Source organism: Devosia sp. MC1541 (assembly GCF_012847305.1).
In the GTDB taxonomy this organism is placed as follows: Bacteria; Pseudomonadota; Alphaproteobacteria; order Rhizobiales; family Devosiaceae; genus Devosia.
The window spans coordinates 69,975-92,851 of record NZ_JABBDZ010000005.1 but is presented as its reverse complement, the minus strand read 5'-3'; the positions used below and the strand labels follow the sequence as shown (position 1 = coordinate 92,851).

Here is a 22,877-nt window from a genome sequence, read left to right as displayed (position 1 = left end):
TCAAACCAAAGGGCAGTCTCTCGACTGCCCTTTTTACATTCGGCTATTTCGCGACCCGCTCAAACCACTCGTCTTCCGAGATCACCTCAATGCCGAGGCTTTCCGCCTGTTTGAGTTTAGAGCCTGCCCCCGGCCCCGCCACCAGCAGATCGGTCTTCGCCGAAACCGAACCCGCAACCTTCGCGCCCAAACGCTCGGCCATTGCCTTGGCTTCGGTGCGTGTCATCTTCTCAAGACTTCCCGTGAATACCACGGTTTTGCCCGCGACGACGCTATCGGCCGAGATCACCACCACATAGGGCTTTGGCTTCACCTCAAGCAGCAAATCGTTGAGCGCAGAGACGTTCTTGTCATTGGCAAAAAATGACATGATCGAAGAGTGCACTGTCTCCCCAATACCCCCGATTTCCGGGAAGAGCGCGTGCCCTTCTTCGTGGTGTGCCGCCGCAAATGCGACATCGCGGAATTTTTCAATCGTGCCAAATTCCTTGGCCAAAAGCGCCGCTGTGGTTTCACCCACATGACGAATACCGAGCGCAAAGATGAAGCGATCGAGCTCAGGTTCACGGCGCGCATCAATCGCATCGAACAGCTTTTTGACCGAGACAGCACCAAACCCGTCAGCGTCTTTGAGCTTTTTGAAACTTTTGGCGTCTTCAGCCATTAGGGTGAAAATATCCGCGGGGCGCTTGATGCGACCTTCTTCGTAAAACTGGCTGATCTGCTTGTCACCCAGCCCATCAATGTCGAGCGCATTGCGCGATACGAAATGCTTTAGGTTCTCGACGGCCTGTGCGGGGCAGAACAACTCGCCCGTGCAGCGACGCACCGAGTCGAGCTTACCCGTCTTCTCATTGATCTCGCGCACCGCTTCAGAGCCGCACACCGGGCAAACATGGGGGAAGACGAAAGGCTCGGTGCCCTCTGGACGCTTATCAAGCACGACATTGACGATCTGCGGGATCACATCACCCGCGCGCTGAACGACCACTGTGTCGCCAACGCGCAGATCGACACCATCGCGAATGGCCTCGCCCTTGTTACCTATGCCTTTGATGTAATCTTCATTGTGCAGCGTCGCGTTCTCAACAACCACGCCACCCACGGTCACCGGAGCCAAACGCGCCACCGGGGTCAGCGCCCCCGTGCGGCCCACCTGAATATCAATGGCTGTAAGCTTGGTGAACGCCTGCTCGGCCGGGAACTTATGAGCAATGGCCCAACGCGGCGCGCGCGCCACAAAGCCCCAACGCGCCTGCAGGTCGAGCCGATCAAGCTTATAGACCACGCCGTCAATGTCGTAGCCGAGCGCCGCGCGCTGCACTTCGATACCGTGATAATGGGCAATCAGCTCTTCAGCTGAAGTGGTGCGGATCATCAGCGGATTGGTAACAAAACCCCAAGATTTTAGCTTCTGAACGAAATCAAACTGCGTTTCGGCCGGAGGCTGCGGATTACCCGCGCCATCCTCAGCCAGACCCCAGGCATAGGCAAAGAAATTGAGTTTTCGGCTCTTGGTGATTTCCGCGTTTTTCTGGCGCAAAGACCCCGCCGCGGTATTGCGCGGATTGACGTAATCCTGCCCGCCGAACTTGGCGGAATGCTCCTTGAGGCGTTTGAACTCAGCGTGGTTCATATAAACTTCGCCACGGATTTCGATCACCGCAGGCCAGCCCTCGCCCGAGAGCGAGTGCGGAATATCGGCAATGGTTTTGAGGTTTTCGGTGATGTCTTCACCCACTGCCCCATCGCCACGCGTTGCGCCCTTTACGAACACACCATTCTCGTAGCGCAGCGATGCCGAAAGCCCGTCAATCTTTGGCTCAGCGGTGAATTCGAGCTTGAACTCCGGGTCGCGCAGCGTGTCCGCCATGAAGAATTTTTTGGCCCGCGCGACAAAGTCCGTCACGTCCTCGTCGGTGAAAGCATTGGCGAGGCTGAGCATCGGCACGCCATGCCGCACCTTGGCAAAGCCATCGGCAGGTGCAGCCCCAACCGCCGTCGACGGGCTATCCATGCGAACGAGAGCAGGGAAACGCTCTTCAATGTCAAAATTGCGTTGGCGGAGCTTGTCGTAATCGGCGTCCGACAAATCCGGCGCATCATTTTGATGATACGCAATATCCGCCGCCGCAATCGCCGTCGAGAGCCGGTCAAGCTCAGCCCGTGCTTGGTCTTCCGTGAGATCGGTTACAGGCAGCAGCGGCAAATCGGTCATGGCATCACTCAGAATCTGAATGCTGTTGGTTTAGCAGAACGCATCACACCGCGCATGGGTTACGCCCTAAGCTCCACGACTATGGCGCCGCGCGCGTCAGAGGGTGGCAGGAGCGGTGGCATACTAGTCCCCCCATGAAAGCGGGCCACCAGTTAAAACGAACACGGGTTCCCAATTGCTGTGACGACGCCCCACCCCCCCACTTTCGCGAGAAAGATAGGGGAACGACACTGGAAGCTGCATCAGCTTATGGTTTCTTCGTGGACTTGAAAAAGCTTCGCACGCAGCCCCCCACCTAACCTCCCCCGCTAGCAAGGGAGGGACCGATCGAGTGTACTGTTAGTCCCCCAATAGAGCCAATCGGGAATCAAGCCCACTACTGAGATTAGGCACCACCCCGCCCGATCCAAACGCGCAATGCGCTCCTCCCCCTATCAGGGGGAGGCTGGGTGGGGGAAAGCACTCAAGGCATACTGCCTCAACTCGGCCAAACACCGAGCGCCATTTTGACTAAACCACGGTCCCCAGTAACTTGCTCGCGGCGGCGCGGGCTTCATCGGTAATTTCCGCCCCCGCCAACATACGCGCCACTTCTTCCTGTCGCGCATCCCGGTCCAGCGGACGAACATGCGTGCGCATGAAAGCCCCCTCTTTGACCATCTGCTTTTCAATAAGCAGGTGACGGTTCGCCCGGGCTGCGACCTGCGGGGCGTGTGTTACCGTCAGAACCTGCACTGTGCTTGCCAGCCGCGCCAAGCGGCGACCAATCGCATCGGCAACAGCACCGCCAACACCAGTGTCGATTTCGTCGAAAATCAGAACTGGTGCCGAGCCGCGATCGGCGAGCACCACCTTAAGCGCCAGCAGGAAACGGCTCAATTCGCCGCCCGACGCCACCTTAAGCAGTGGCCCAGCGGCCGTGCCCGGATTGGTCTGCACGTGGAACGCGATTTGGTCAAAGCCAGCAGCAGCGACACGGTTCTTATCGACCTGCTGGTCGACAATGAACTTGGCCGCGCCCAGCTTCAAATCCGGCAGTTCAGCCTCGACCGCCTTGGTCAGCGCTTTAGCAGACTTGGCTCGGCTCGTGCTGAGCTTTTCTGCCGCCTCTGCATATTTGGCCCGCGCCAGCGCTTCGGCCTTCTCCAGAGTTTTGAGGCGCCCTTCCCCGCTTTGTAGCGTATTAAGATCGCCTTCATACTTTTCGAGCACTTCAACCAAGCCATCGCAGCTGGTCTGGTGCTTACGCGCGGCTGCGCGCAGCGCGAAAAGACGCTCTTCGACCTGCTCAAGCTCAGAGGGATCAAACGCCATCTCACGCTTCAGATCTTCCAAGGCTTCAGCGGCTGTATCTAGGGTGGCCAGCGAAGCGTCCAGCGCATCCACAATCGGCTGGAACAGGGTCGCCCCGCTGTCCAGCTTGCGCAGCAAGCGCCGCATGAGCGCCGCGAGTGCAGGCGATGGCGCGTTTGGACCGTTGAGGATTTCATCAATCTCGACAACATCCGCGGCAGCCTTTTCGGCCTGCTGCAACTGTTGGCGACGTTCGGACAATTCTGCCTCTTCGCCCAATCCCGGTTTCAGCTTGGAGAGCTCATCAACCGTGTGCCGCGCATAGTCTTCGGCGGCAAGTGCCGCATCAACCTGCGCGCGCTGCTCCTCAACGGCCTGTTGCGCCTCAACCAAGGTCGCCCAGGCGTCCCGCACAGCCGCTGCCGGTTTGGCGAGTTCACCAAAAGCGTCGAGCGCCGCGCGGTGCGTGGCCACATCAACCAAAGCGCGATCATCGTGCTGGCCGTGAATTTCGACGACCTGGCTCCCCACCTTTTGCAAAAGCGAGGCCGACACCGGCTGGTCATTGATAAAGGCGCGGGTACGGCCGTCCGAGAACTGAACACGCTTGAGGATCACGTCCTCATCATCGGGCACAGCGTTTTCGCGCAACAGCGCGCGCGCCGGATGATCTGCGGCCAGTTCCAGCACGGCGACGACCTGCCCGCTGTCCTGCCCCTGCCGTACCAGCGAGGCATCCCCGCGTCCGCCGAGCGCTAAAGTCAGCGCGTCAAGCAAAATGGATTTGCCCGCGCCGGTTTCACCGGTGAGGACAGTCATGCCGTTATCAAGCGCCAGATCGAGCTGGTCGATGAGAACGATATTGCGGACCGACAGCGCGTTTAGCATGCGCGAATTTCCCTCAAGGGACTGGGCTTTGCTTGTCTTATCAGCTTGGCTGCGGATTGAGACGCCCGCGAGACGCCTTCCACAGCAAAGCCGCTAACACAGCCGCGTGACACGATAGCAAATTAGAACAAAATAGCAACACCGTCTTTCGCTAACCCAAGAGCGAAAAACAAAGGGCCCCGTGTGGGGCCCTTCAAACTCGTCATACTGACACGCTTAGTTGCGAACGCCGGCCAGCCAGCTGCCTGAATTCAGGCTTGGTGCAAGGCCCTGCTTACCGAGAAGTTCAAAGCCGCGCTTGTACCAGTCGCTCGATGGGTAGTTGTGGCCCAGAACGGCGGCAGCCGACATGGCTTCTGTGGTCAGACCAAGCGAGAGATAAGCCTCGGTCAGACGGTAGAGCGCTTCTTCGATGTGAGTCGAGGTCTGCCACTTTTCAACGACTTCGCGGAAGCGATTGATCGCCGCGGCATACTGGCCATTACCGAGGTAATAGCGGCCAACCGACATTTCCTTACCAGCGAGCTGGTCATAGGCGATCAGGAGCTTTTCCTTAGCGTCCTTGGCGTGCTCGGACTTAGGATAATTGTTGATCAGGAGCTGATAGGTGTCGATCGCATCCGTCGACAGCTGCTGATCGCGGGTAATATCCTTGATCTGAGCGAAATAGGCAGTGCCCTTCAGCCAGAGGATATAGGCGGTTTCAGAGCTCTTGGGATAGAGAGCCAGATAGCGGTCTGCCGCTAGGATCGCCTCGTCAAACTTGCCGATGCGATAGTTCGCATAGACCTGCATAACCTTGCCCTTTTCGGTCAGCGGATCCAGCGGATGCTGGCGATTGAGCTGATCGAGCTTGCGGATCGCAGTCTGGTAGCGCTGGCCATCCATATCGTCGAGCGCACCCTGATAAAGGGCAGCGGCAGGAATGATAGCAGCTTCTTTAAGCTTAGGCGGCTGGAACAGACCACCACCGGCGCAAGCCGTCAGTGCTGTCGCAAAAACGCCAATGGCAGCGAGCCGAACGGCGCGGGCTGTAAGCTTCTTCATTGCATTAAAGGTCACGTACGGCCCCGTATTGGTTCATGCGCACTAATGCGACGTAGTTTCCAAATGGATCAAAACTGTGGCAGCAGAAATCAACGTCTCAGCTTGCCGAGCGCAGATAATGGGACACCTCAAGACCTTCAGGTTGGTCGTTGAAGGCTTCCATTTCAAGCGGCAGATCCTCCGCGCTAACTATCTCATAATTAGCATCGCTGGAAAAGAGACCAGTCAAAACATGAGCATTAAGCGCATGGCCCCCTTTATAGGAGCGGAAGCGACCGAAGATCGGCAGGCCAGCGAGCGAGAGATCACCCACGGCGTCGAGCAGCTTGTGCCGCACGAATTCGTCCTCAAATCGCAGACCACCTGGGTTCAGGATGCGGTCTTCATCGACAGTGATTGAGTTATCAAGGCTCGAGCCGAGCGCAAAACCAGCCGAGCGCAGGATTTTGGCGTCGCGCGCGAAGCCAAAGGTGCGGGCGCGCGATACGTCTTCAAAATACCGGCGCGGTGTCCAGTCAAAGATCATGCGCTGGCGGCCGATGACACGAGAATCAAATTCAATTTCAAGATCGAGCGCGCGCCCGTTGTAGGGCTCAAGCGCTGCGAAGGCGTCATTGTTACGAACCGTAACGGCGCGCATCACCTTGAGGAATTTCTTGGCAGCCGGCTGCGTGACCAAACCAGCTTCAATAATTGCCTTGGCAAAGGGATAGGCAGAGCCGTCAAGGATCGGGCATTCCGGTCCTTCAAGCGTGATCAGCGCGTTGTCGACGCCAAGTCCCGAGAGTGCGGATACCACGTGCTCAACGGTCGAAACACTGTAGCTATCGCCCAGGTCGATCGTGGTCGCGAGCGTCGTGCGGCTGACGCGCGTGTGCAGCACCGGAACCGTCTTTGTATACGTGCCGCCGCCGAGGGCGCGTCGAATTACATAGCCAGTATCGGGCGCTGCAGGCGCCAAAATCATTGTCACAGGCTGCGCCCCGTGGACGCCGTAGCCAGCAAAGTTAATCTCGCTGGCCAAGGTCCGCTGACGCGTAGATAGCTTAGTCATGCCTGGAATATTCCAAATAGGTCACGCTCAATCAGAACGCTTATCGAAAAAAAGCTCGGTGCGGAAGCCGCACCGAGCAAGGTTTTCACCTGTTGATCACGAAAAGACTAACCGTGCTTACGCAGGAATGCTGGAATCTCAAGGTGTTCCTTCTGCGCGGGTGCAGCAGGAGCGCGACCATGTGTATCAAGATTGCCACGCGCGCCTTCGGTTGCTGGCGGGACACGCGAAGCGCGCTGACCACCATTCTCGATTGCACTGCGAGCCGCAGCATCGTCAGCCATGGTCTGGCGCGGTTCAGCACGAACCTCTGCCTGAGCAGGTGCGCCCAAGTTCAGACCAACATTGGATGCCAGACGCTTGAAGAGTGCGCGAGCATTGCGTGGCTCTTCAGTCTGCACCTGCGGAGCGACTGCAGCTTCCTGAGTGCGGCGAGCAACAGCTGGCAGCTCTTCAGTACGCGGCATACGTCGCTGACCGTCCGGACGCGCTGCATTGGATGGAACATAAACCGAAGGGATCGGCTGTTCCTGAGCAACAACAATCTCTTCTGGCTCATAGTGAGATTCAGAAGCCGGCACGTATGGTTCTACGACGATACCGTCGTCTTCGTGAAAGGAAACTGGCGATGGCTGCGCAGCGGGCGTTGGGTGCTGAGCGTGGAACGCTTCGGCAACCGCAGCTTCAACCTGCGAGCTGATGTCTTCAACTTCCATCATCACTGGCTCAACCGGAGCCTGCGGCACCACGGGACGGTTGGCCTCAACCGGAACGTGGCGTTTTACTGATAAAGGGGTGCGGGACGCGTGCGGCTTAGCCGGCTCCATTGCCTGAACCATAGTCGCGTCGGTGCCAGTAGCAACGACAGATACGCGGATCGTACCGTTCAGGTTTGGATCGTAAGTCGCACCAAGAATGATATTCGCGTCGGTATCCACTTCTTCGCGGATACGCGAAGCGGCTTCATCGACTTCATAAAGGGTCAGGTCTGGACCGCCGGTGATCGAGATCAGCAGGCCACGAGCACCATGCATCGACACATCGTCGAGCAGTGGGTTCGCGATAGCCGCTTCAGCAGCATGACGTGCACGATCTTCGCCCGAAGCTTCGCCAGTACCCATCATCGCCTTGCCCATGCCACGCATAACAGCGCGCACGTCAGCGAAGTCGAGGTTGATCAGGCCTTCCTTGACCATCAGATCGGTGATGCAAGCAACACCCGAGAACAGCACCTGGTCAGCCATCGCGAAAGCGTCGGCGAAGGTGGTCTTCTCGTTGGCAACACGGAACAGGTTCTGGTTCGGGATAACGATCAGCGTGTCAACGTGACGGTGCAGTTCGTCAATGCCATCTTCAGCCAGACGGGTACGACGATTACCCTCAAAGTTGAACGGCTTGGTCACAACGCCAACGGTCAGGATGCCCTGTTCGCGCGCAGCCCGAGCCACAACGGGCGCTGCACCAGTGCCAGTACCACCACCCATACCACAGGTGATGAACACCATGTGCGAGCCGGAAAGGTGATCGTTGATTTCGTCCCAGCTTTCTTCCGCTGCCGCACGACCCACTTCCGGGTGCGATCCAGCGCCAAGACCTTCAGTGACGCCAACGCCAAGCTGAATGATCCTCTGTGCCTTCGACAGGGCGAGTGCCTGCGCGTCGGTGTTTGCAACGACAAAATCCACGCCTTCAAGGCCGGATTGAATCATGTTGTTTACGGCGTTGCCGCCACCACCGCCCACACCGAACACGGTGATGCGGGGCTTGAGTTCCTGAATATCGGGAATAGTGAGGTTGATCGTCATGTGTGGCCCCATAGGTGGCGTGGTTGATTAAGATTTAGCGGCCTAATCGTTAATCCCACCCTAACAATTGCCTGTATTGCGCAGTTCTCGGCGCATTTTGCGACACCACATGCAAGGCACGCCCTCTGGCGTTAACCAGCCGATAAGCAACAAAATTAACCTTGCACGGTGCGGAGCTGGTCAGTTTGGGCCTTGATAAAGTGATAATAAAATAAACGAATGCCCATAAAGTGAGAGGGCGCTCGCTTAACGAACGCCCTCTCCTGATTTGGCTCTACGGAGTTATCCGTATCTATCTTTGTGTGTTAATTCGCGTCCAACGCCGCCACCTGATCGATCGTTTCCGTCGACGATCAGAAGCTGCTACGCAACCAATTGCCGACTCGTGAGAGGTAGCCGTCCGTCCCAATGAGTTTGCGGCTACTGCGCGGCTCGGAGTATTCATTGGCGCAGACCTGCGGATAAACCAGCATGCCCGCCACTGTCGCAAAGGCGGCGCCACGAGCAATTTCAGGCAGGCCCGAAATTCCCATCGGGCGACCATTGCGGACGTTGCGAGCAAGGGTGCGACGCGCCACTTCCGGCAGGCCAGTCATTTCGCTGGCCCCACCGGTTAACACGAAGCGACGTCCGCAGACGTCCATCATGCCCGTGGCCTGCATGCGGTCGCGGATTGCTGTCAGCACTTCTTCGATACGCGGACGCATGATGCGGGTCAGAACAGCGCGCGGGATTTGCCCCGGCGCTTCGTCATGACTTGCACCCACGGGCTGGATCGGGATCATCTCGCGTTCGTCCGCCTGCCCCGGCAGAACCGAGCCATGCAATGTTTTGAGGCGCTCTGCGTCCTGCACGCTCACCGAGAGCTGGCGCGCGATGTCGAGCGTCAGATGGTGGCCGCCAATGGCGATAGCATCGGCATATACCATATGCCCGTCGTTAAACACCGACACAGTCGTCGTCGCGCCGCCAAAGTCGATGCAGGCAACACCCAATTGCGCTTCATCATCTACAAGGGTCGCAAGACCCGAGGCATAGGGCGTGGCAACGATGGCTTCGATCTGCAAGTGGCAGCGGTGAAGCACCAGTTCCAGATTGCGCATAGCCAGAGTTTCCGCGCTCACCACGGCGACATCGACGGACAGCTTCTCGCCTACCATGCCCTTGGGATCACGAATGCCCTTGTGACCATCGAGCGAAAACCCGATGGGCAGCGCGTGAATAATGGAGCGTTCCGGACGAACCGAACGAGAATTGACCGCCTTGAGCACACGCACAAGGTCAGACTTTTCCACCTCTTGGCCGTCAAGATTGACCGCCGCCGAGAAGGTTTCCGAACCCAGACGGCCAGCCGTAACGTTGACGAGCACGCTTTCCAGCGTCAGCCCTGCAGCGCGCTCAGCCATGCCCACGACATTGCGAATAGCCTGTTCGGCCTTTTCGATGTCGGTGACCACACCGCTCTTGACGCCTGCCGCCGGACCATAGCCAAAACCGATCACTTCTGCCTTGTGGGTACGCCCCTTCAAGGAGCGACCTTCGCTGCGCGGAACCAGGCGCGCGATAATGCAGCAGATCTTGGTCGACCCAATGTCGAGCACGGCCACCAGAGTGGTCTTGCCAGGTTGAACCGGACGAAGCCGGGAGGTCATCGCATCGGTGATCATTGGGGTGTCGTCACAGTTTCTTCGATAGGCTTATTGGGGCGGAGCGCGACCAGCGTGTCATTGCGCAAATCAATCTGCGCCAGATCGCGGTCGAGCAATCGGAATTCATCTTGATAGTCTTGCAGCTTGCGCAGCGCTTGGGCGACGCCCTGCTCCGGCAGCTGCACACGCAGGCCAGTGCTATAGATCAAATCCCAACGACGGTCGGCGATACGCGAAATCGCCACCAACTCGTCTTTGAGTTGCGGAACAGTGTCGATGGCGCGGATCATCGCCAAGGCATCGTCCGCAGCGCCATCGCCAATGACCAATGGCAGATCGCCATAGGCACCACGATCTTCGCCGATCTGATCCCCTGCCCGATCAATCAAGAAGGTGATGCCATCCACGCGCCAACGCGCAACCGGCAGTTTCTCAGTGATCGTAACGTCCACCTTCCCCGGATAGGTCTTGCGGACCAACACGCTTTCAACGGCCGGTAGCTCAGCAATGCGCTTGCGCGCGGCATCCACATCAAAACTCATCGTCGAGGTTTCGAGCTGGATCGCCAAAGCGTCGAACACATCCTGCTCGGATGTCAGTGTTTGACCGGAGATCGAGATTTCCGAAACGGCAAGGCCAGCATGCGCAAATTGCGCCTGCGCCAGTTCGACCCCGATCATCGCCAGATTGCCGATAGGCTCACGGACTTGGTAAAGCCCGGCACAGCCAGCGAGTAGCAAAACACCAGTAAAAACCTTGCGGATCTTGCCGCTGTGCAAAACCCAAACGCGGTTCAGCGAATTTTTGATACGGCGACGCGGAGCGCGCGCTCGGACAGGCAAAGCGCGGGTCGTCACTGGTCGCGCTCCAGCGAGAAGTGTCTCGCTTTTTACCTGTTGCAACTCGCGTCCTCCACCATCCAGGAGACTAGATCTTCGTAAGAGTGCCCGGCATGCAGAGCCTGCTCGGGCACCAGGGATGTCGCTGTCATACCCGGCTGGGTGTTGATCTCGAGACAAACCAGTTCGCCATCTTCCCCAGCTGCCTCGTTGTACCGGAAGTCACTTCTGGTCACGCCTCGGCATCCGAGTGCTGCATGGGCAGCTAGTGCGAGCTTTTGCACTTTGTCGTAAATTTTCGGTTTCAGATCGGCAGGCAAAATATGCACCGACCCACCAGCCGCATATTTTGCTTCATAATTGTAGAAGCTGAGGTTTGTGACGATCTCCGTCACCCCTAGCGCCACATTACCCATTACCGCGCAGGTGAGTTCACGGCCCGGAATAAACCGTTCAACCATGACCTCTTCGCCATTATTCCAATCCTCGCGCAACAGTTCCTGCGGCGGATGACTGGTCTCGGCTTTGACGATAAACACGCCAAAGCTGGAGCCATCGGCGATCGGTTTGATCACATAAGGCGGGGCCATAACGTGGTCGCGCGCCGCCTCGGCCCTGGTCACGATCACGTGATCGGTGACAGGGATGCCCGCAGCCTTGAAGGCGATCTTGGCCTGATGCTTATTCATCGCCAGCGCCGAAGCCATCACGCCCGAATGGGTGTATGGGATTTCGAGCAGTTCCAGCACGCCCTGGATCATGCCGCTTTCGCCAAACGGGCCATGCAAAGCGTTGAACGCCACATCCGGCTTAAGCTGACGCAGCACATCCGCAACGTCACGGCCAACGTCAACCTTGGTCACCCGATAGCCCGCATTGCGCAGAGCCGCAGCGCAGCCAGCGCCGGAGCTCAGCGACACGGGGCGCTCGTTCGACCAACCACCCATCAAGACCGCGACATGCTTGCTCATTGTGCAGCCTCGTTCTGTGCAGCGGCCAATTGCGCCGGAAGCGCTGCCGCCCATTGAGTGATATTGCCGGCGCCTAGGCACACGACATAATCGCCTGCTGCCGTGCGTTCCGCCAGAATTGCGGCAAGGTCTTCAGGCCCTGCAAGAACGCGCGCATCGCGATGACCACGGGCACGAATGCGGTTGACCAACTCGTCGTTGGTCACGCCCTCAATCGGCTGCTCTCCCGCAGCATAGATCGGCGCTACCAGCACAGTGTCCGCGTCATTGAAGCAGGCCGCGAAATCATCAAACAGATCCTGCACACGGCTAAAGCGGTGCGGCTGCACAATCGCCACCACATCGCGTCGTGCCGATTGGCGCGCTGCCTTCAACACTGCCGCGATTTCAACCGGGTGATGACCATAGTCGTCGATCACTGTCACACCGCCCGCTTCACCTGTCTTGGTGAAGCGACGCTTGACGCCCGTAAAGCCCTTGAGGCCCTTGCGAATCGCTTCAGCTGACACATGCAGCTGGTCCGCCACGGCAATCGCTGCCGTCGCATTGAGTGCGTTGTGAATGCCCGGCATTGGCAGTTCGAGCCCATTAATGCGCAATTGCGTCTGACGAATCCGGTCACGGATTTCGACCGAGAAGGTCTGAACGCCGTCATGATTTTCGACATCGATCAGGCGTACGTCTGCCTGCGGGTTACGCCCATAGGTGACAACACGACGATCGCGGATTTCGCCAACCAGCGACTGCACAATCGGATGATCGAGGCACATCACCGCAAAGCCGTAGAACGGCACATTCTCAACGAACTGGTGGAAGGCCTTCTTCACGCCTTCAAAGTCACCATAGTGATCAAGGTGCTCAGGGTCGATGTTGGTCACGACCGCTACGTCCGCCGGCAGCTTCACGAAAGTGCCGTCGCTTTCGTCTGCCTCAACCACCATCCATTCACCGCCACCAAGACGGGCATTGGTGCCATAGGCATTGATGATACCGCCGTTGATCACAGTCGGATCAAGATTGCCGGCATCGAGCAGCGCCGCGACCAGCGTGGTCGTCGTCGTCTTGCCATGCGTGCCGCCAATAGCAATGGCGGTCTTAAACCGCATGATTTCGGCCAGCATTTCAGCGCGACGCACCACAGGCAAAGCCCGCGCCCGCGCTTCCATCAGCTCTGGATTGTCTTTCTTGATCGCCGAGGAGATCACCACGACTTCAGCCAGACCGAGGTTGTCACCGCTCTGACCGATCTCAACCTTGATCCCCATGTCGCGCAAGCGCTGAACATTGGGATTAAGCGAGGCGTCGGAGCCTTGCACCGTGTAGCCTTGGTTATGAAGGATTTCGGCAATACCGCTCATGCCAATGCCGCCAATGCCGATAAAATGGACCGGCCCGATGTTCCGCGGCATCTTCATGATGGAATTCCTTCATTCGTCTTTGGTGCAAGCCCAGCGATTTGCTCGGCAAGGTCGGCCAGTTTCTCGACAGCCTGAGGCTGACCCAAGGCTCTGGCAGCCTCAGCGGCTTGCTGTAATTTGGCAGGATTGCTGAACAGGTTCTGCAACCGAGTGGCAAGCGATTGCGGTGAGAGTGTGTCTTGCTCCATCACCCAGCCGCCGCCGCCCTCTTCGAGCACCTGGCCATTGTATTTCTGATCGCTATCAAGCGCGCCCGGCAGCGGGATCAAAATCGCTGGACGGCCAATAATGCAAAGCTCATTTACGGTGGAAGCGCCCGAGCGTCCAATCACCAAATGCGCATTGGCGATCCGCTCTGGCAAGTCGCCAATGAAGCTCGCCAGTTCCACATTGGTGCGCGATTGGCGGTAGCTTTCCGTCACACGATCAATGTCTTCTGGACGCGCCTGCTGAACAATCTGGAAACGCGAACGCAGCGCATCCGGCAAAAGCGCAATCGCCGCAGGAACCACATCGGAGGTGAAGCGCGCGCCTTGGCTGCCGCCAGTCACCACGAGCCGGATCGGACCGACAGCGTCGAGCGCGGGATAAGGTCGACCCGCTACGGCACGAACACGGTCACGCGCCGGATTACCCGTCACCACTGACGCCACTTTTTGCGCATCAGCAAATTTCGTTTTGGCAAAGCTCAGCGCCAGCGTATGCGCGAAACGGGTCAGCGCCCGGTTGGCGCGCCCCATAACCGCGTTTTGCTCGTGCAGAATGCCCGGCACACCGGCCAGCTTCGCCGCGATGAACGGCGGGAATGTCGGATAGCCACCAAAGCCAATAACGGCGGCAGGCTTGTCCTTAGCGAAAATGCCATAGGCCTTGGCCACGCCGCGCAGAATAGTGAAACCCGCACCCGCGGCCTTCACCAAATTCGCGCCTGAAGGGGTGGCGGAGGGGACGATATGGATCGCCTTGGCCGGGAAATCCGCACCATAGGCTTCCACGCGATGGTCCGTCATCAGCTCGACGACATGACCACGGCGTTGCAGCTCTTGAGCCAGCGCCATAGCCGGGAACAGGTGCCCACCGGTCCCACCGGCAATAAGAATAAATCTGCTCATTCTGCGGGGGCCACCACTGCACTGCGATACGAAGGAATGCCGGTCGCCATACGCTCTTCCGGCTTGGTACGGGTCAATGCGAGCATCAGCCCCATACCAAAGGCCACTGCGAACATGGACGTGCCGCCATAAGAGACGAATGGCAGCGTCATCCCTTTGGGTGGGATCAGGTTCAGGTTCACAGCGAGATTGATGCCCGACTGCATCGCAAACTGCACGGCAATGGTCGATGCGGCCAATCGCGCAAACAGACTTGTCTGACGCTGCGCCGAGATCATCGCGCGGATCACGATAAAGGCGATGAGACCAACTAGGCCCATGCAGAAAAGAATACCAAACTCACCCGCTGCCGCCGAGAACACATAGTCAGCATGCGCGTCGGGAATGAGCTTTTTGGCCAGAGACTCGCCCGGACCACGTCCAAACCACCCACCTTCCAGCAGGGACTGAATGGCGCGGTCGATCTGATAGGTGTTGCCACCAGCATCAGGATTGATGAACGTATCGATACGGCGCGACACGTGCGGGAAGAACATATAGGCCCCTGCCAGCGCACTGACCGCCAGTAGCCCAAGTCCAATAATCACCCACCAGCTGATCCCGGAAAAGAACAGCAACACGGCCCAAGTAGCGACCACCAGCGCGGTCTGCCCAACGTCCGGCTGCAGCAGCAGCGCTGCCACGATCAGGACCATGAGCCCGGCGGCCATCCAGCGCCCAGGCACGTTGCGATGGATGAGCGATTCAGAAAACAGCCACGCACTGATCACCGCGAAGGCAGGTTTGACGAATTCCGATGGCTGAATGGATTGCCCGGCGAGCGATACCCACCGGCGCGCACCCTTAACCTCGGTCCCGAAGTAGAGGGTCGCCCAGAGCAATACTGTCATCACCACCAGCACGAAGAGCGCGCTCAAGCGTGCTTGGCGGTGAGACAGTAGAGAGGTTGCCAGCATAACTGGCACCGCCAAGACGCAGAACATGGCATGGCGGATTACAAAGTGCCACTCATCGAGCCCGATGCGTTCGGCCACAGCAGGGCTTGCGCCAAAGCTGAGGACCATCCCACACGCCAAAAGCATAATCAGAGCGCCGAGCAGCTCGCGGTCAATCGACCACCACCATTCGGCAAGCCAAGTTTTTTCAGCACGGGAGAACATCATCGGGAAAGCCCGGTTACGCGGTACAACTTACCTCGATTTGTAACCAACGATGGTTACCGATTTGCCAAGGCATTTGCGTTTTGCAAAAGCGTGATCAGAAAAAAACAAGCCCCGGCGAACCGGGGCTTGCTTGGAATTTCAATGACTTGACCGATTTAGCGGAGCTTGAGGCTCGACAGACCGATCAGCGCCAAAACAAAAGAAATGATCCAGAAGCGAATAACCACCTGACTTTCCGTCCATCCCAGATGCTCGAAGTGGTGATGGATGGGCGCCATTCGGAAAACGCGCTTCCCTGTTAGCTTGAACGAGGTCACCTGCACGATCACAGAAACCGTCTCCAGAACGAAGAGACCACCGATGATGCAGAGGACGATTTCGTGCTTAGTCGCGACCGCGATCGTGCCCAAAGCACCACCCAAGGCGAGCGAACCTGTGTCACCCATAAAGATCTGCGCCGGTGGCGCGTTGAACCACAGGAACCCAAGCCCCGCCCCGATTAGCGCTCCGCACACAACCGCCAATTCAGCCGTACCCGGCACGGAATTGAGGAAGAGATAGTCCGCGTAGTTCTGCGAACCAACGACATAGGCGATGAGGCCAAAGCAAGCCGCCGCCACCATCACCGGCACAATCGCCAAACCATCGAGACCATCCGTCAAGTTCACCGAATTGCCCGCAGCAACCACGACGAAACCGCCGAACAGAATGTAGAAATAGCCAAGGTTGATGGCGAGGTCTTTCACGAACGGGAAGACCAGCGAAGTGCCATAAGAGCCCGAAGCAAGCTGGGAAATCGCAAAGGCCGCGACGCCCCCGATCAGCGCTTCCAACAGCAAGCGCTGCTTGGACCCAAAGCCCTTGTGGCTCATGCGCTTGACCTTGAGATAGTCGTCGTAAAACCCAATCGCACCAAAGCCGATGGTTACGAACAACACGACCCAGACATAACCATTGGTCAGGTTCGACCACAGCAGTGTTGAGATCACCGCGCCCGAAAGGATCATCAACCCGCCCATTGTCGGGGTGCCCTTTTTGGTCAGCAAGTGTCCAGCAGGACCATCTTCACGAATTGGCTGTCCACGTCCCTGCTTCAGGCGCAGCAGGGAGATCATCCCCGGGCCGAACATAAAAACGAAGAACAACGCCGTTACAACTGCTCCAGTTGTACGGAAGGTGATGTACCGGAAGACGTTGAAGGCTGACACGGAGTCGCCCAACTGGCCGAGAAAATAGAGCATTCTATTCCGCTATTCTTGTTGGGGATTTCAGCTGTTTGAGAATTTCTGTGTGATGGCGCTGACAATACGCGCCAGACCAACCCCGTTCGATCCTTTGATCATAACTGCGTCGCCAAACGCAAGATCATCTATGATCACCTCTTGGGCTTGTTCAACACTCTGATGATGGCTGGCCACAATGCCAGCGGGCAGAGCCTGTCCGAGAGCCGCCATATGTTGTCCCACGAGATGCACGCGCGTCGCGCCCGACGCCAGTACGGCTGGTGCAAGGCCCGCGTGCAACGCGTTAGCCGTGTCACCCAATTCTCTCATATCGCCCAACACAATGACCTTGCGACCATTCGCCGGTGTTACAGAGGCGAACACATCCAAGGCAGCACCCATTGAGGCGGTATTGGCATTGTAGCTCTCGTCGATCAGCAACAGAGGCTTATCGGCTGATCCAAAATTGGTGCGCTGTCCCCGCCCCGGCTGCGCACCCAAACGCGCTAAAGTGTTCAGGGCAAAACCCGTATCGATGCCCGCGAGGTCCGCCACAATCAGCGCTGCCGTGGCGTTGACCAGCATATGCCGCCCAGCGACGCTCAGCTCAAGCGCATAGCGTTCCCCACCACGCTCCACCGTAGCCGTACTGCCGTCAGCTCTCGTCACAACATCAACGATCTGCCAATCGACACCGGCCGAAAAGCCGTAGGTGATGACCCGGGCAACGCCTGCAGCGCTTGCCGCTTGCAGCAAAATATCAATTTGTGGGTGATCAGCATTGATCACCGCCGTGCCACCGGGCTCAAGCCCGTCAAATATCTCCGCCTTAGCCAGCGCGATGTTTTCCAGCGAACCGAGATTTTCCAAATGGGCTGGCGCCACATTGGTGATCACCGCCACATGGGGGCGCACCAGCTTGCTTAACGGGCGAATTTCGTCGGGCGCGCTCATGCCCATTTCAAACACACCGAACTGCGCCGTTTCCGGCATCCGCGCCAGCATCAGCGGCACGCCCCAGTGGTTGTTAAAGCTCTTGATCGAGTAATGCGTTTCGCCCGCTGTTTCGAGGACAGTGCGAATGGCTTCTTTGGTCGTGGTCTTACCCACGCTTCCAGTCACGCCAACGATAAACGCCCGGCTCCGCGCCCGCGCTGCCCGCGCCATGTCACGCAACCCGCCCAAGGCGTCAGCGACGACAATACGCCCCTCGCCCACGCTTTTGCCGTCTGTCACCAGAGCTGCCGCTGCGCCATTAGCGATAGCGGTATCGACAAAATCATGCCCGTCGAAGCGATCGCCCTTGATCGCCACAAACAGGGCATCACGGCGAAGATCACGGGAGTCGATCGAGACCGAGTTGATCTCAGTCGCACTCACACCAGCCGCGCGCCCACCGGTCGCTGCGAGTATGGCATCAAGCGTAAAAAGTGGAGGGGTCATGAGATTAGCTGTCGTTGAGAGAAGCGCAGTTGGTGACGCAAAAAGTCAGATCACCGTTCTATAGCGAAATTGAGGTGATGGACCACGCGTGTCACTTTCCCCCAAAACAATAACGCCGGACTATGAGGTCCGGCGCCATCGCTTTAGCCCTTAATCGCTTCCAGAACCACTTCGTGGTCCGAGAAGTGCGATTTCGTGGTTCCGATGATCTGGTAAGTTTCGTGGCCTTTGCCAGCGACCAGAAGCACGTCGCCTTTCTTGAGGCGCTTCACCGCAGCAAAGATAGCCTCACGACGATCAGCGATTTCCTCAGCGCCCTTGGCACCAACCATCACCTCAGCGCGGATCGCAGCCGCGTCTTCAGTGCGTGGATTATCGTCGGTAACGATCACTTCGTCCGCCAGACTGCTGGCGATCTCACCCATCTGCGGACGCTTGCCCTTGTCGCGATCCCCGCCACACCCAAACACCACGCGCAGCTTGTTCGGCGCGTATGGACGCAAGGTGGTCAGAGCCGTACGCAGTGCTTCGGGCTTATGCGAATAGTCCACGAAAATGGCTGCGCCATTGTGCTCGGCAACCAGTTCAAGGCGCCCAACAGCACCCACCAATTGTGGCAGCGCGGCAAACACATCCGCCTTATCAACACCCGAAGACATCGCCAGAGCAGCCGCTACCAGCGTGTTTGACACCTGGAATTCACCAGGGATTTTGAGGTGGAAGCTGACGAGTTCGCCAATATGACGGATTTCAACGCGCTGGCCATAGCCTTCCGGCTTGATCGAAAGCAGCTCAATATAGGCGCCTTCACGACCAACGGTGAGCAATGTTGCGCTGGCCGAAAGGGCCGCGAACATAAACGCTTCGTGTTCCGGATCATCGACGTTGACGATTGCCGCGCCGCCATCAACCAGAAGCTCGGTGAACAAACGCAGCTTGGCGTTCTTATACTCTTCCATGTCAGCGTGATAATCGAGGTGATCACGGCTGAGATTGGTAAAAGCGACCGCTTCAAAGTGGATACCGTCAAGCCGGCGCTGGTCCAGACCATGGCTCGACGCTTCAAGCGCCACATGGTCAATCCCCTGCGCCTTGAGCGCGCGCATGGCCTGATGCAGCGTGCGGCTGTCGGGCGTGGTCAGAGCGCCGTCGATACGACGGTTGCTCGTCTCAATACCCAGCGTACCAATGCTTGCGCCCGGCACCCCGACTTCGTCCCAAATCTGGCGAACAAAGGAGGCAACAGAGGTCTTGCCATTCGTGCCGGTTACAGCAACCAGCATTTCTGGCTGCGGCTCAAACACACGGCTTGCCGCGCGCGCGTAGGCAGCGCGAACATCGGGAACCACGATCACTGGCACGCCCGGGTCACCCGGAGGCGTCACATCCGTCACAACAGCAAGCGCGCCGCGTTCAACCGCGTCAGCGATAAACTGATTACCGTGCACCTTAACGCCCGGCAGAGCGAAAAAGACATCGCCCGGTTCAATACGCCGGCTGTCCGAATTCAACCCGAATACGGCACCAAGACCCTTTTTCGGGCGGGCGCCAGATCCCTCGAGCAGTTGGCTAACGCTTATGGACAACAGTCAAAATCCTTCTGGATAGAGCTGCCGCACTGATTGCGGAACGATCTGTTGATCCAGCAGCTCACTAAATTCTGGCGCAATACCCAGCATTGGTGCAATCCGTTGCACGATCCGGCCGGTCATATGCCCCGCATTCCAACCTGCGGTGGTGCCTGACCGTTCATTTTCTGCCTTTGGCTCATCGACCATCACGACCATAGCATAGCGGGGATTATCGAGTGGGAAGGCAGACGCGAAAAAGTTCGTCACCTTGCTCGATGAATAGCGGCCATCAACCACTTTTTCTGCAGTACCAGTCTTCCCGCCAACGCGGTAGCCCAGCGCAAGCTTATTCATCTGCGAACCGGAACCGCCAACCGAGATTGCGTTCAACCGCATCAAATAGCGGACGTATTCGCTGGTCTGCGCACTCACCACTGGCTCATAAAGCTTCTCTGCGTCAGCAATCGAGCGCTTGAATAGCGTTGGGGCAATGTAATTGCCGCCGTTGAGCAGAGCTGTGTGCGCCATAACCATGTGCAGCGGCGACACCGAAAGACCGTGACCGAAGGATGCCGTAGCGGCCCCCACTTCTGAGAACGACTTTGGAATGGTCGGAGAGCGCATTTCAGGCAATTCAAACTCGACGCGTTCGTCAAACTTGAGGCGGCTGAGGAAGGCGCGGAAATTGTCTTTGCCCATCGCCTGCATCACCCGGATCGTGCCGATATTAGACGAGTATTTGTAAACTTCCGGCAACGCGAGGATACGGTTTTTACCGTGGAAGTCGCTAATCGTGTACCGACCGAAGCGCACACCATAGCGCGCATCGAACTTGTCCGTGATACGGACGGTACCGGAGTCCAGCGCTCCCGCGATGGTGATGGTCTTGAAAATCGAGCCCGGCTCAAAGATGCCCGACGTGATCCGGTTGAATGTATCTTTGACCAAGGCAGACGCGGGCTCATTCGGATTGAAGTCCGGCAACGATGCCATCGCAACAACTTCACCCGAATAGATGTCGATAATGACGCCTGCAGCCGCGATCGCCTGATAGCGCGCCATCGAATCCTGCATCTCCTGATGCAGAATATGCTGCACGCGCATGTCGACCGAGAGCTCAATTGGCGTCAGCGCATTGCCGCGCGCAAGGCCAAGCTCCTGCAACACCGAAAGGTGGTCGGTATCGACATAGCGCTCAATGCCCGCAATGCCCTGATTGTCGACATTGGTCGATCCCAGAATATGGGCCGCCTCGCTCATCGCCGGATAGAAGCGCTTGGATTCCGTGATGAAATCAATGCCCGGAATACCCAGACGCATCACTTGCTCTTGGATGGCGGGCGTCAGTTCGCGCTGCACCCACACAAAGCCCTTTTCGCCCGTCAGTCGCTTGCGCAGCCATTCTTCATCCAGGCTTGGCAACACGGTACGGAGCTTGGAGACAGCCTCTTCAACGTCAATAATGCGGCGCGGCTCGGCGTAAAGCGAAGGCACACGGATATCGACCGCCATCTCCAAACCATTGCGGTCCAGAATGGGCGGGCGCGACGCCATGATCGCGTCACGCGTTTGCCCTTCGATCGATTGATCCGGCACAACCATGCCCAGCTGAATGAGGCGACCGCCCACCAGGCCAAAGCCCATGACGACGGCCAAAATCATCCACCGAATACGCGCCTGCGTCAGGTTCCCGCGCTGCTTACGCGAGCCCTCTAACGCAATGGTCGGCGGCATTCCCTCGGCGACGATAGCCATTATTCGGCTCCATCCAGTTCAATGATAGCGTCGATTGGATCAACGCCTTCTGCAATTGCTTCAAACAAGGCATCCATGGATGCCGCATCGGGTTTTTCGGGGCGCATCGGCAAGGCCGCGAACGCCCCAAATTGCTCTTGCGCAACAGGGGTCAATTCGAGCTCCACCTGATGGCGCTTCACAATTGGGTCGATGTGACCGGGCTGATTGAGCACCGCCCAGTCTGCTTTGATCAGAGAGAGTTCTCCCTCCTGCTCATTGATTTTTACGGCCAACGCAGTTCGCTCAGCCGCCGTGCCTTCAATGGAAAACTTGAGCGCGTAAACGCCCGAAAGCATGGCCACCGACACAAACAGCAGGAAAATGTTGACGCTGCGGATCATTACGCTTCTCGCACTTCCGGAACACCCAGACCACGCAACTGCACCGGACGCGCAGCATCAGTGGTGCGACGCGCACTGCGCAACACAGCCGAGCGCGAGCGCGGATTGCGCGACAACTCAGCCTCGCCCGCCTTGACGGCCTTGGCGACCGGATGCCAACGCCGCGCTTCGGCCTGCACCTGCGGCAAGTGACGCGATGCGGTCGGCCCACCCTTGTCAGGGTCGAAGAAGCGCTTGACGATACGATCTTCCAACGAATGGAAGCTCACCACGGCCAGCGTCCCCTCTTCGCCCAAAAGGCGTTCGGCCGCGAACAGGCCTTCAACCAACTGGTCGAATTCGCCATTCACCGCGATCCGCAAGGCTTGGAACGAGCGCGTTGCCGGATGCGCATCACCAGGCTTACGACCGATGGCCTTCTCAATGATCTTGGCGAGTTGCAGCGTCGTGGTAATCGGCTCGTCTTCGCGCGCGGCCACAATGAACTGGGCGATACGGCGAGACTTACGCTCTTCGCCAAACGCATAAAGCAAATTCGCCAGCGGCTCCGTTTCCAGCTCATTGACCAGATCCGCGGCACTCGTGCCTGAACTGCTCATGCGCATATCCAAAGGCCCCTCACGCATAAATGAGAAGCCTCGTTCGGCCTGATCAAGCTGCATAGACGACACGCCAATGTCGAGCACAACGCCGTCAATCGGCCCAAAGGGCGCGGCCAGCGTATCGAGAGCCGAGAATGTGCCAGCAACAAAATGGAAGGTATCGGGGAATTCAGCGCGCAACCGCTCGACATGCGGAGCAACGGTCGGGTCGCGGTCGATCCCGATGACAGTCGCGCCAGCCTGCAGCAGCGCACGCGAATAGCCGCCTGCGCCGAACGTACCGTCGACGATTTTCATTCCCGGTGCGGGCTTCAAAGCCCAAAGCACTTCGTCCAACAAAACCGGTAGATGTGGCCCTGCTGTCACGTCTGACTCGGGCAGATTTGGCTTGCCCATATTCGGCAAAACTCCATCACCGGCAAAACGCGCCGGTTACAAAAACT

17 protein-coding genes are annotated in these 22,877 nt (G+C 58.0%); all 17 read right to left on the bottom strand.

From position 1 onward, the window contains the following. Positions 1-43 precede the first annotated feature (43 nt). The 17 genes from ligA to rsmH all read right to left on the bottom strand — a co-directional run bounded on the left by ligA (position 44) and on the right by rsmH (position 22,830). Positions 44-2,209 (bottom strand): NAD-dependent DNA ligase LigA, encoded by a 2,166-nt coding sequence (gene ligA, locus HKD40_RS07710; protein WP_169195266.1) that lies wholly within the window; start codon positions 2,207-2,209, stop codon positions 44-46. A gap of 519 nt (positions 2,210-2,728) precedes the next feature. After that, positions 2,729-4,399: a DNA repair protein RecN gene (recN, locus tag HKD40_RS07705; RefSeq protein ID WP_169195159.1), complete on the bottom strand. Its 1,671-nt coding sequence runs from the start codon at positions 4,397-4,399 to the stop codon at positions 2,729-2,731. Between the two features lie 216 nt (positions 4,400-4,615). Further along, positions 4,616-5,461 (bottom strand): outer membrane protein assembly factor BamD, encoded by an 846-nt coding sequence (locus tag HKD40_RS07700; RefSeq protein ID WP_169195158.1) that lies wholly within the window; start codon positions 5,459-5,461, stop codon positions 4,616-4,618. Positions 5,462-5,543: 82 nt separating this feature from the next. Continuing rightward, positions 5,544-6,500: a UDP-3-O-acyl-N-acetylglucosamine deacetylase gene (lpxC, locus tag HKD40_RS07695; protein ID WP_169195157.1), complete on the bottom strand. Its 957-nt coding sequence runs from the start codon at positions 6,498-6,500 to the stop codon at positions 5,544-5,546. Positions 6,501-6,607: 107 nt separating this feature from the next. After that, positions 6,608-8,305, bottom strand: coding sequence for a cell division protein FtsZ (gene ftsZ, locus HKD40_RS07690; protein WP_169195156.1), 1,698 nt, complete (start codon positions 8,303-8,305; stop codon positions 6,608-6,610). A 353-nt stretch (positions 8,306-8,658) separates the two neighbouring features. Beyond that, positions 8,659-9,972, bottom strand: coding sequence for a cell division protein FtsA (gene ftsA / locus HKD40_RS07685; RefSeq protein WP_169195155.1), 1,314 nt, complete (start codon positions 9,970-9,972; stop codon positions 8,659-8,661). After that, complete coding sequence (locus tag HKD40_RS07680) at positions 9,969-10,811, bottom strand: FtsQ-type POTRA domain-containing protein (RefSeq protein ID WP_169195154.1); 843 nt, start codon at positions 10,809-10,811, stop codon at positions 9,969-9,971. Before HKD40_RS07680 ends, ftsA begins: the two co-directional genes overlap by 4 nt. A 32-nt stretch (positions 10,812-10,843) precedes the next feature. After that, positions 10,844-11,764 (bottom strand): D-alanine--D-alanine ligase, encoded by a 921-nt coding sequence (locus tag HKD40_RS07675; protein WP_169195153.1) that lies wholly within the window; start codon positions 11,762-11,764, stop codon positions 10,844-10,846. Continuing rightward, the gene (gene murC, locus HKD40_RS07670; RefSeq protein ID WP_169195152.1) at positions 11,761-13,179 is read right to left on the bottom strand and encodes a UDP-N-acetylmuramate--L-alanine ligase; all 1,419 of its coding nucleotides are present in this window, start codon (positions 13,177-13,179) and stop codon (positions 11,761-11,763) included. Before murC ends, HKD40_RS07675 begins: the two co-directional genes overlap by 4 nt. Then, positions 13,176-14,294, bottom strand: a complete 1,119-nt coding sequence (murG, locus tag HKD40_RS07665; protein ID WP_169195151.1) for an undecaprenyldiphospho-muramoylpentapeptide beta-N-acetylglucosaminyltransferase — start codon at positions 14,292-14,294, stop codon at positions 13,176-13,178. Before murG ends, murC begins: the two co-directional genes overlap by 4 nt. Then, a complete protein-coding gene (locus tag HKD40_RS07660) occupies positions 14,291-15,454 on the bottom strand; it encodes a putative peptidoglycan glycosyltransferase FtsW (protein ID WP_169195265.1) in 1,164 nt (387 codons plus the stop codon). The genes murG and HKD40_RS07660 overlap by 4 nt, the downstream gene beginning before the upstream one ends. A 158-nt stretch (positions 15,455-15,612) precedes the next feature. Then, a complete protein-coding gene (mraY, locus tag HKD40_RS07655) occupies positions 15,613-16,698 on the bottom strand; it encodes a phospho-N-acetylmuramoyl-pentapeptide-transferase (RefSeq protein WP_169195150.1) in 1,086 nt (361 codons plus the stop codon). Positions 16,699-16,725: 27 nt separating this feature from the next. After that, positions 16,726-18,123: a UDP-N-acetylmuramoyl-tripeptide--D-alanyl-D-alanine ligase gene (gene murF / locus HKD40_RS07650; RefSeq protein ID WP_169195149.1), complete on the bottom strand. Its 1,398-nt coding sequence runs from the start codon at positions 18,121-18,123 to the stop codon at positions 16,726-16,728. Positions 18,124-18,266: 143 nt separating this feature from the next. After that, positions 18,267-19,709: a UDP-N-acetylmuramoyl-L-alanyl-D-glutamate--2,6-diaminopimelate ligase gene (locus HKD40_RS07645; protein WP_248305963.1), complete on the bottom strand. Its 1,443-nt coding sequence runs from the start codon at positions 19,707-19,709 to the stop codon at positions 18,267-18,269. Between the two features lie 3 nt (positions 19,710-19,712). Beyond that, a complete protein-coding gene (locus HKD40_RS07640) occupies positions 19,713-21,449 on the bottom strand; it encodes a penicillin-binding protein 2 (RefSeq protein ID WP_169195148.1) in 1,737 nt (578 codons plus the stop codon). Continuing rightward, the gene (locus HKD40_RS07635) at positions 21,449-21,832 is read right to left on the bottom strand and encodes a hypothetical protein (RefSeq protein ID WP_169195147.1); all 384 of its coding nucleotides are present in this window, start codon (positions 21,830-21,832) and stop codon (positions 21,449-21,451) included. The genes HKD40_RS07640 and HKD40_RS07635 overlap by 1 nt, the downstream gene beginning before the upstream one ends. Then, on the bottom strand, positions 21,832-22,830 hold the full coding sequence (gene rsmH / locus HKD40_RS07630) for a 16S rRNA (cytosine(1402)-N(4))-methyltransferase RsmH (RefSeq protein ID WP_169195146.1): 999 nt from the start codon (positions 22,828-22,830) through the stop codon (positions 21,832-21,834). Before rsmH ends, HKD40_RS07635 begins: the two co-directional genes overlap by 1 nt. Positions 22,831-22,877 lie beyond the last annotated feature (47 nt).

Excerpts from the sequence above, each read along its gene's own strand:
- recN (WP_169195159.1), bottom strand. The coding sequence starts at position 4,399 with ATGCTAAACGCGCTGTCGGTCCGCAATATCGTTCTCATCGACCAGCTC.
- lpxC (WP_169195157.1), bottom strand. The coding sequence starts at position 6,500 with ATGACTAAGCTATCTACGCGTCAGCGGACCTTGGCCAGCGAGATTAAC.
- ftsZ (WP_169195156.1), bottom strand. The coding sequence starts at position 8,305 with ATGACGATCAACCTCACTATTCCCGATATTCAGGAACTCAAGCCCCGC.
- ftsA (WP_169195155.1), bottom strand. The coding sequence starts at position 9,972 with ATGATCACCGATGCGATGACCTCCCGGCTTCGTCCGGTTCAACCTGGC.
- HKD40_RS07675 (WP_169195153.1), bottom strand. The coding sequence starts at position 11,764 with ATGAGCAAGCATGTCGCGGTCTTGATGGGTGGTTGGTCGAACGAGCGC.
- murC (WP_169195152.1), bottom strand. The coding sequence starts at position 13,179 with ATGAAGATGCCGCGGAACATCGGGCCGGTCCATTTTATCGGCATTGGC.
- murG (WP_169195151.1), bottom strand. The coding sequence starts at position 14,294 with ATGAGCAGATTTATTCTTATTGCCGGTGGGACCGGTGGGCACCTGTTC.
- HKD40_RS07660 (WP_169195265.1), bottom strand. The coding sequence starts at position 15,454 with ATGTTCTCCCGTGCTGAAAAAACTTGGCTTGCCGAATGGTGGTGGTCG.
- mraY (WP_169195150.1), bottom strand. The coding sequence starts at position 16,698 with ATGCTCTATTTTCTCGGCCAGTTGGGCGACTCCGTGTCAGCCTTCAAC.
- murF (WP_169195149.1), bottom strand. The coding sequence starts at position 18,123 with ATGACCCCTCCACTTTTTACGCTTGATGCCATACTCGCAGCGACCGGT.
- HKD40_RS07640 (WP_169195148.1), bottom strand. The coding sequence starts at position 21,449 with ATGGCTATCGTCGCCGAGGGAATGCCGCCGACCATTGCGTTAGAGGGC.
- HKD40_RS07635 (WP_169195147.1), bottom strand. The coding sequence starts at position 21,832 with ATGATCCGCAGCGTCAACATTTTCCTGCTGTTTGTGTCGGTGGCCATG.
- rsmH (WP_169195146.1), bottom strand. The coding sequence starts at position 22,830 with ATGGGCAAGCCAAATCTGCCCGAGTCAGACGTGACAGCAGGGCCACAT.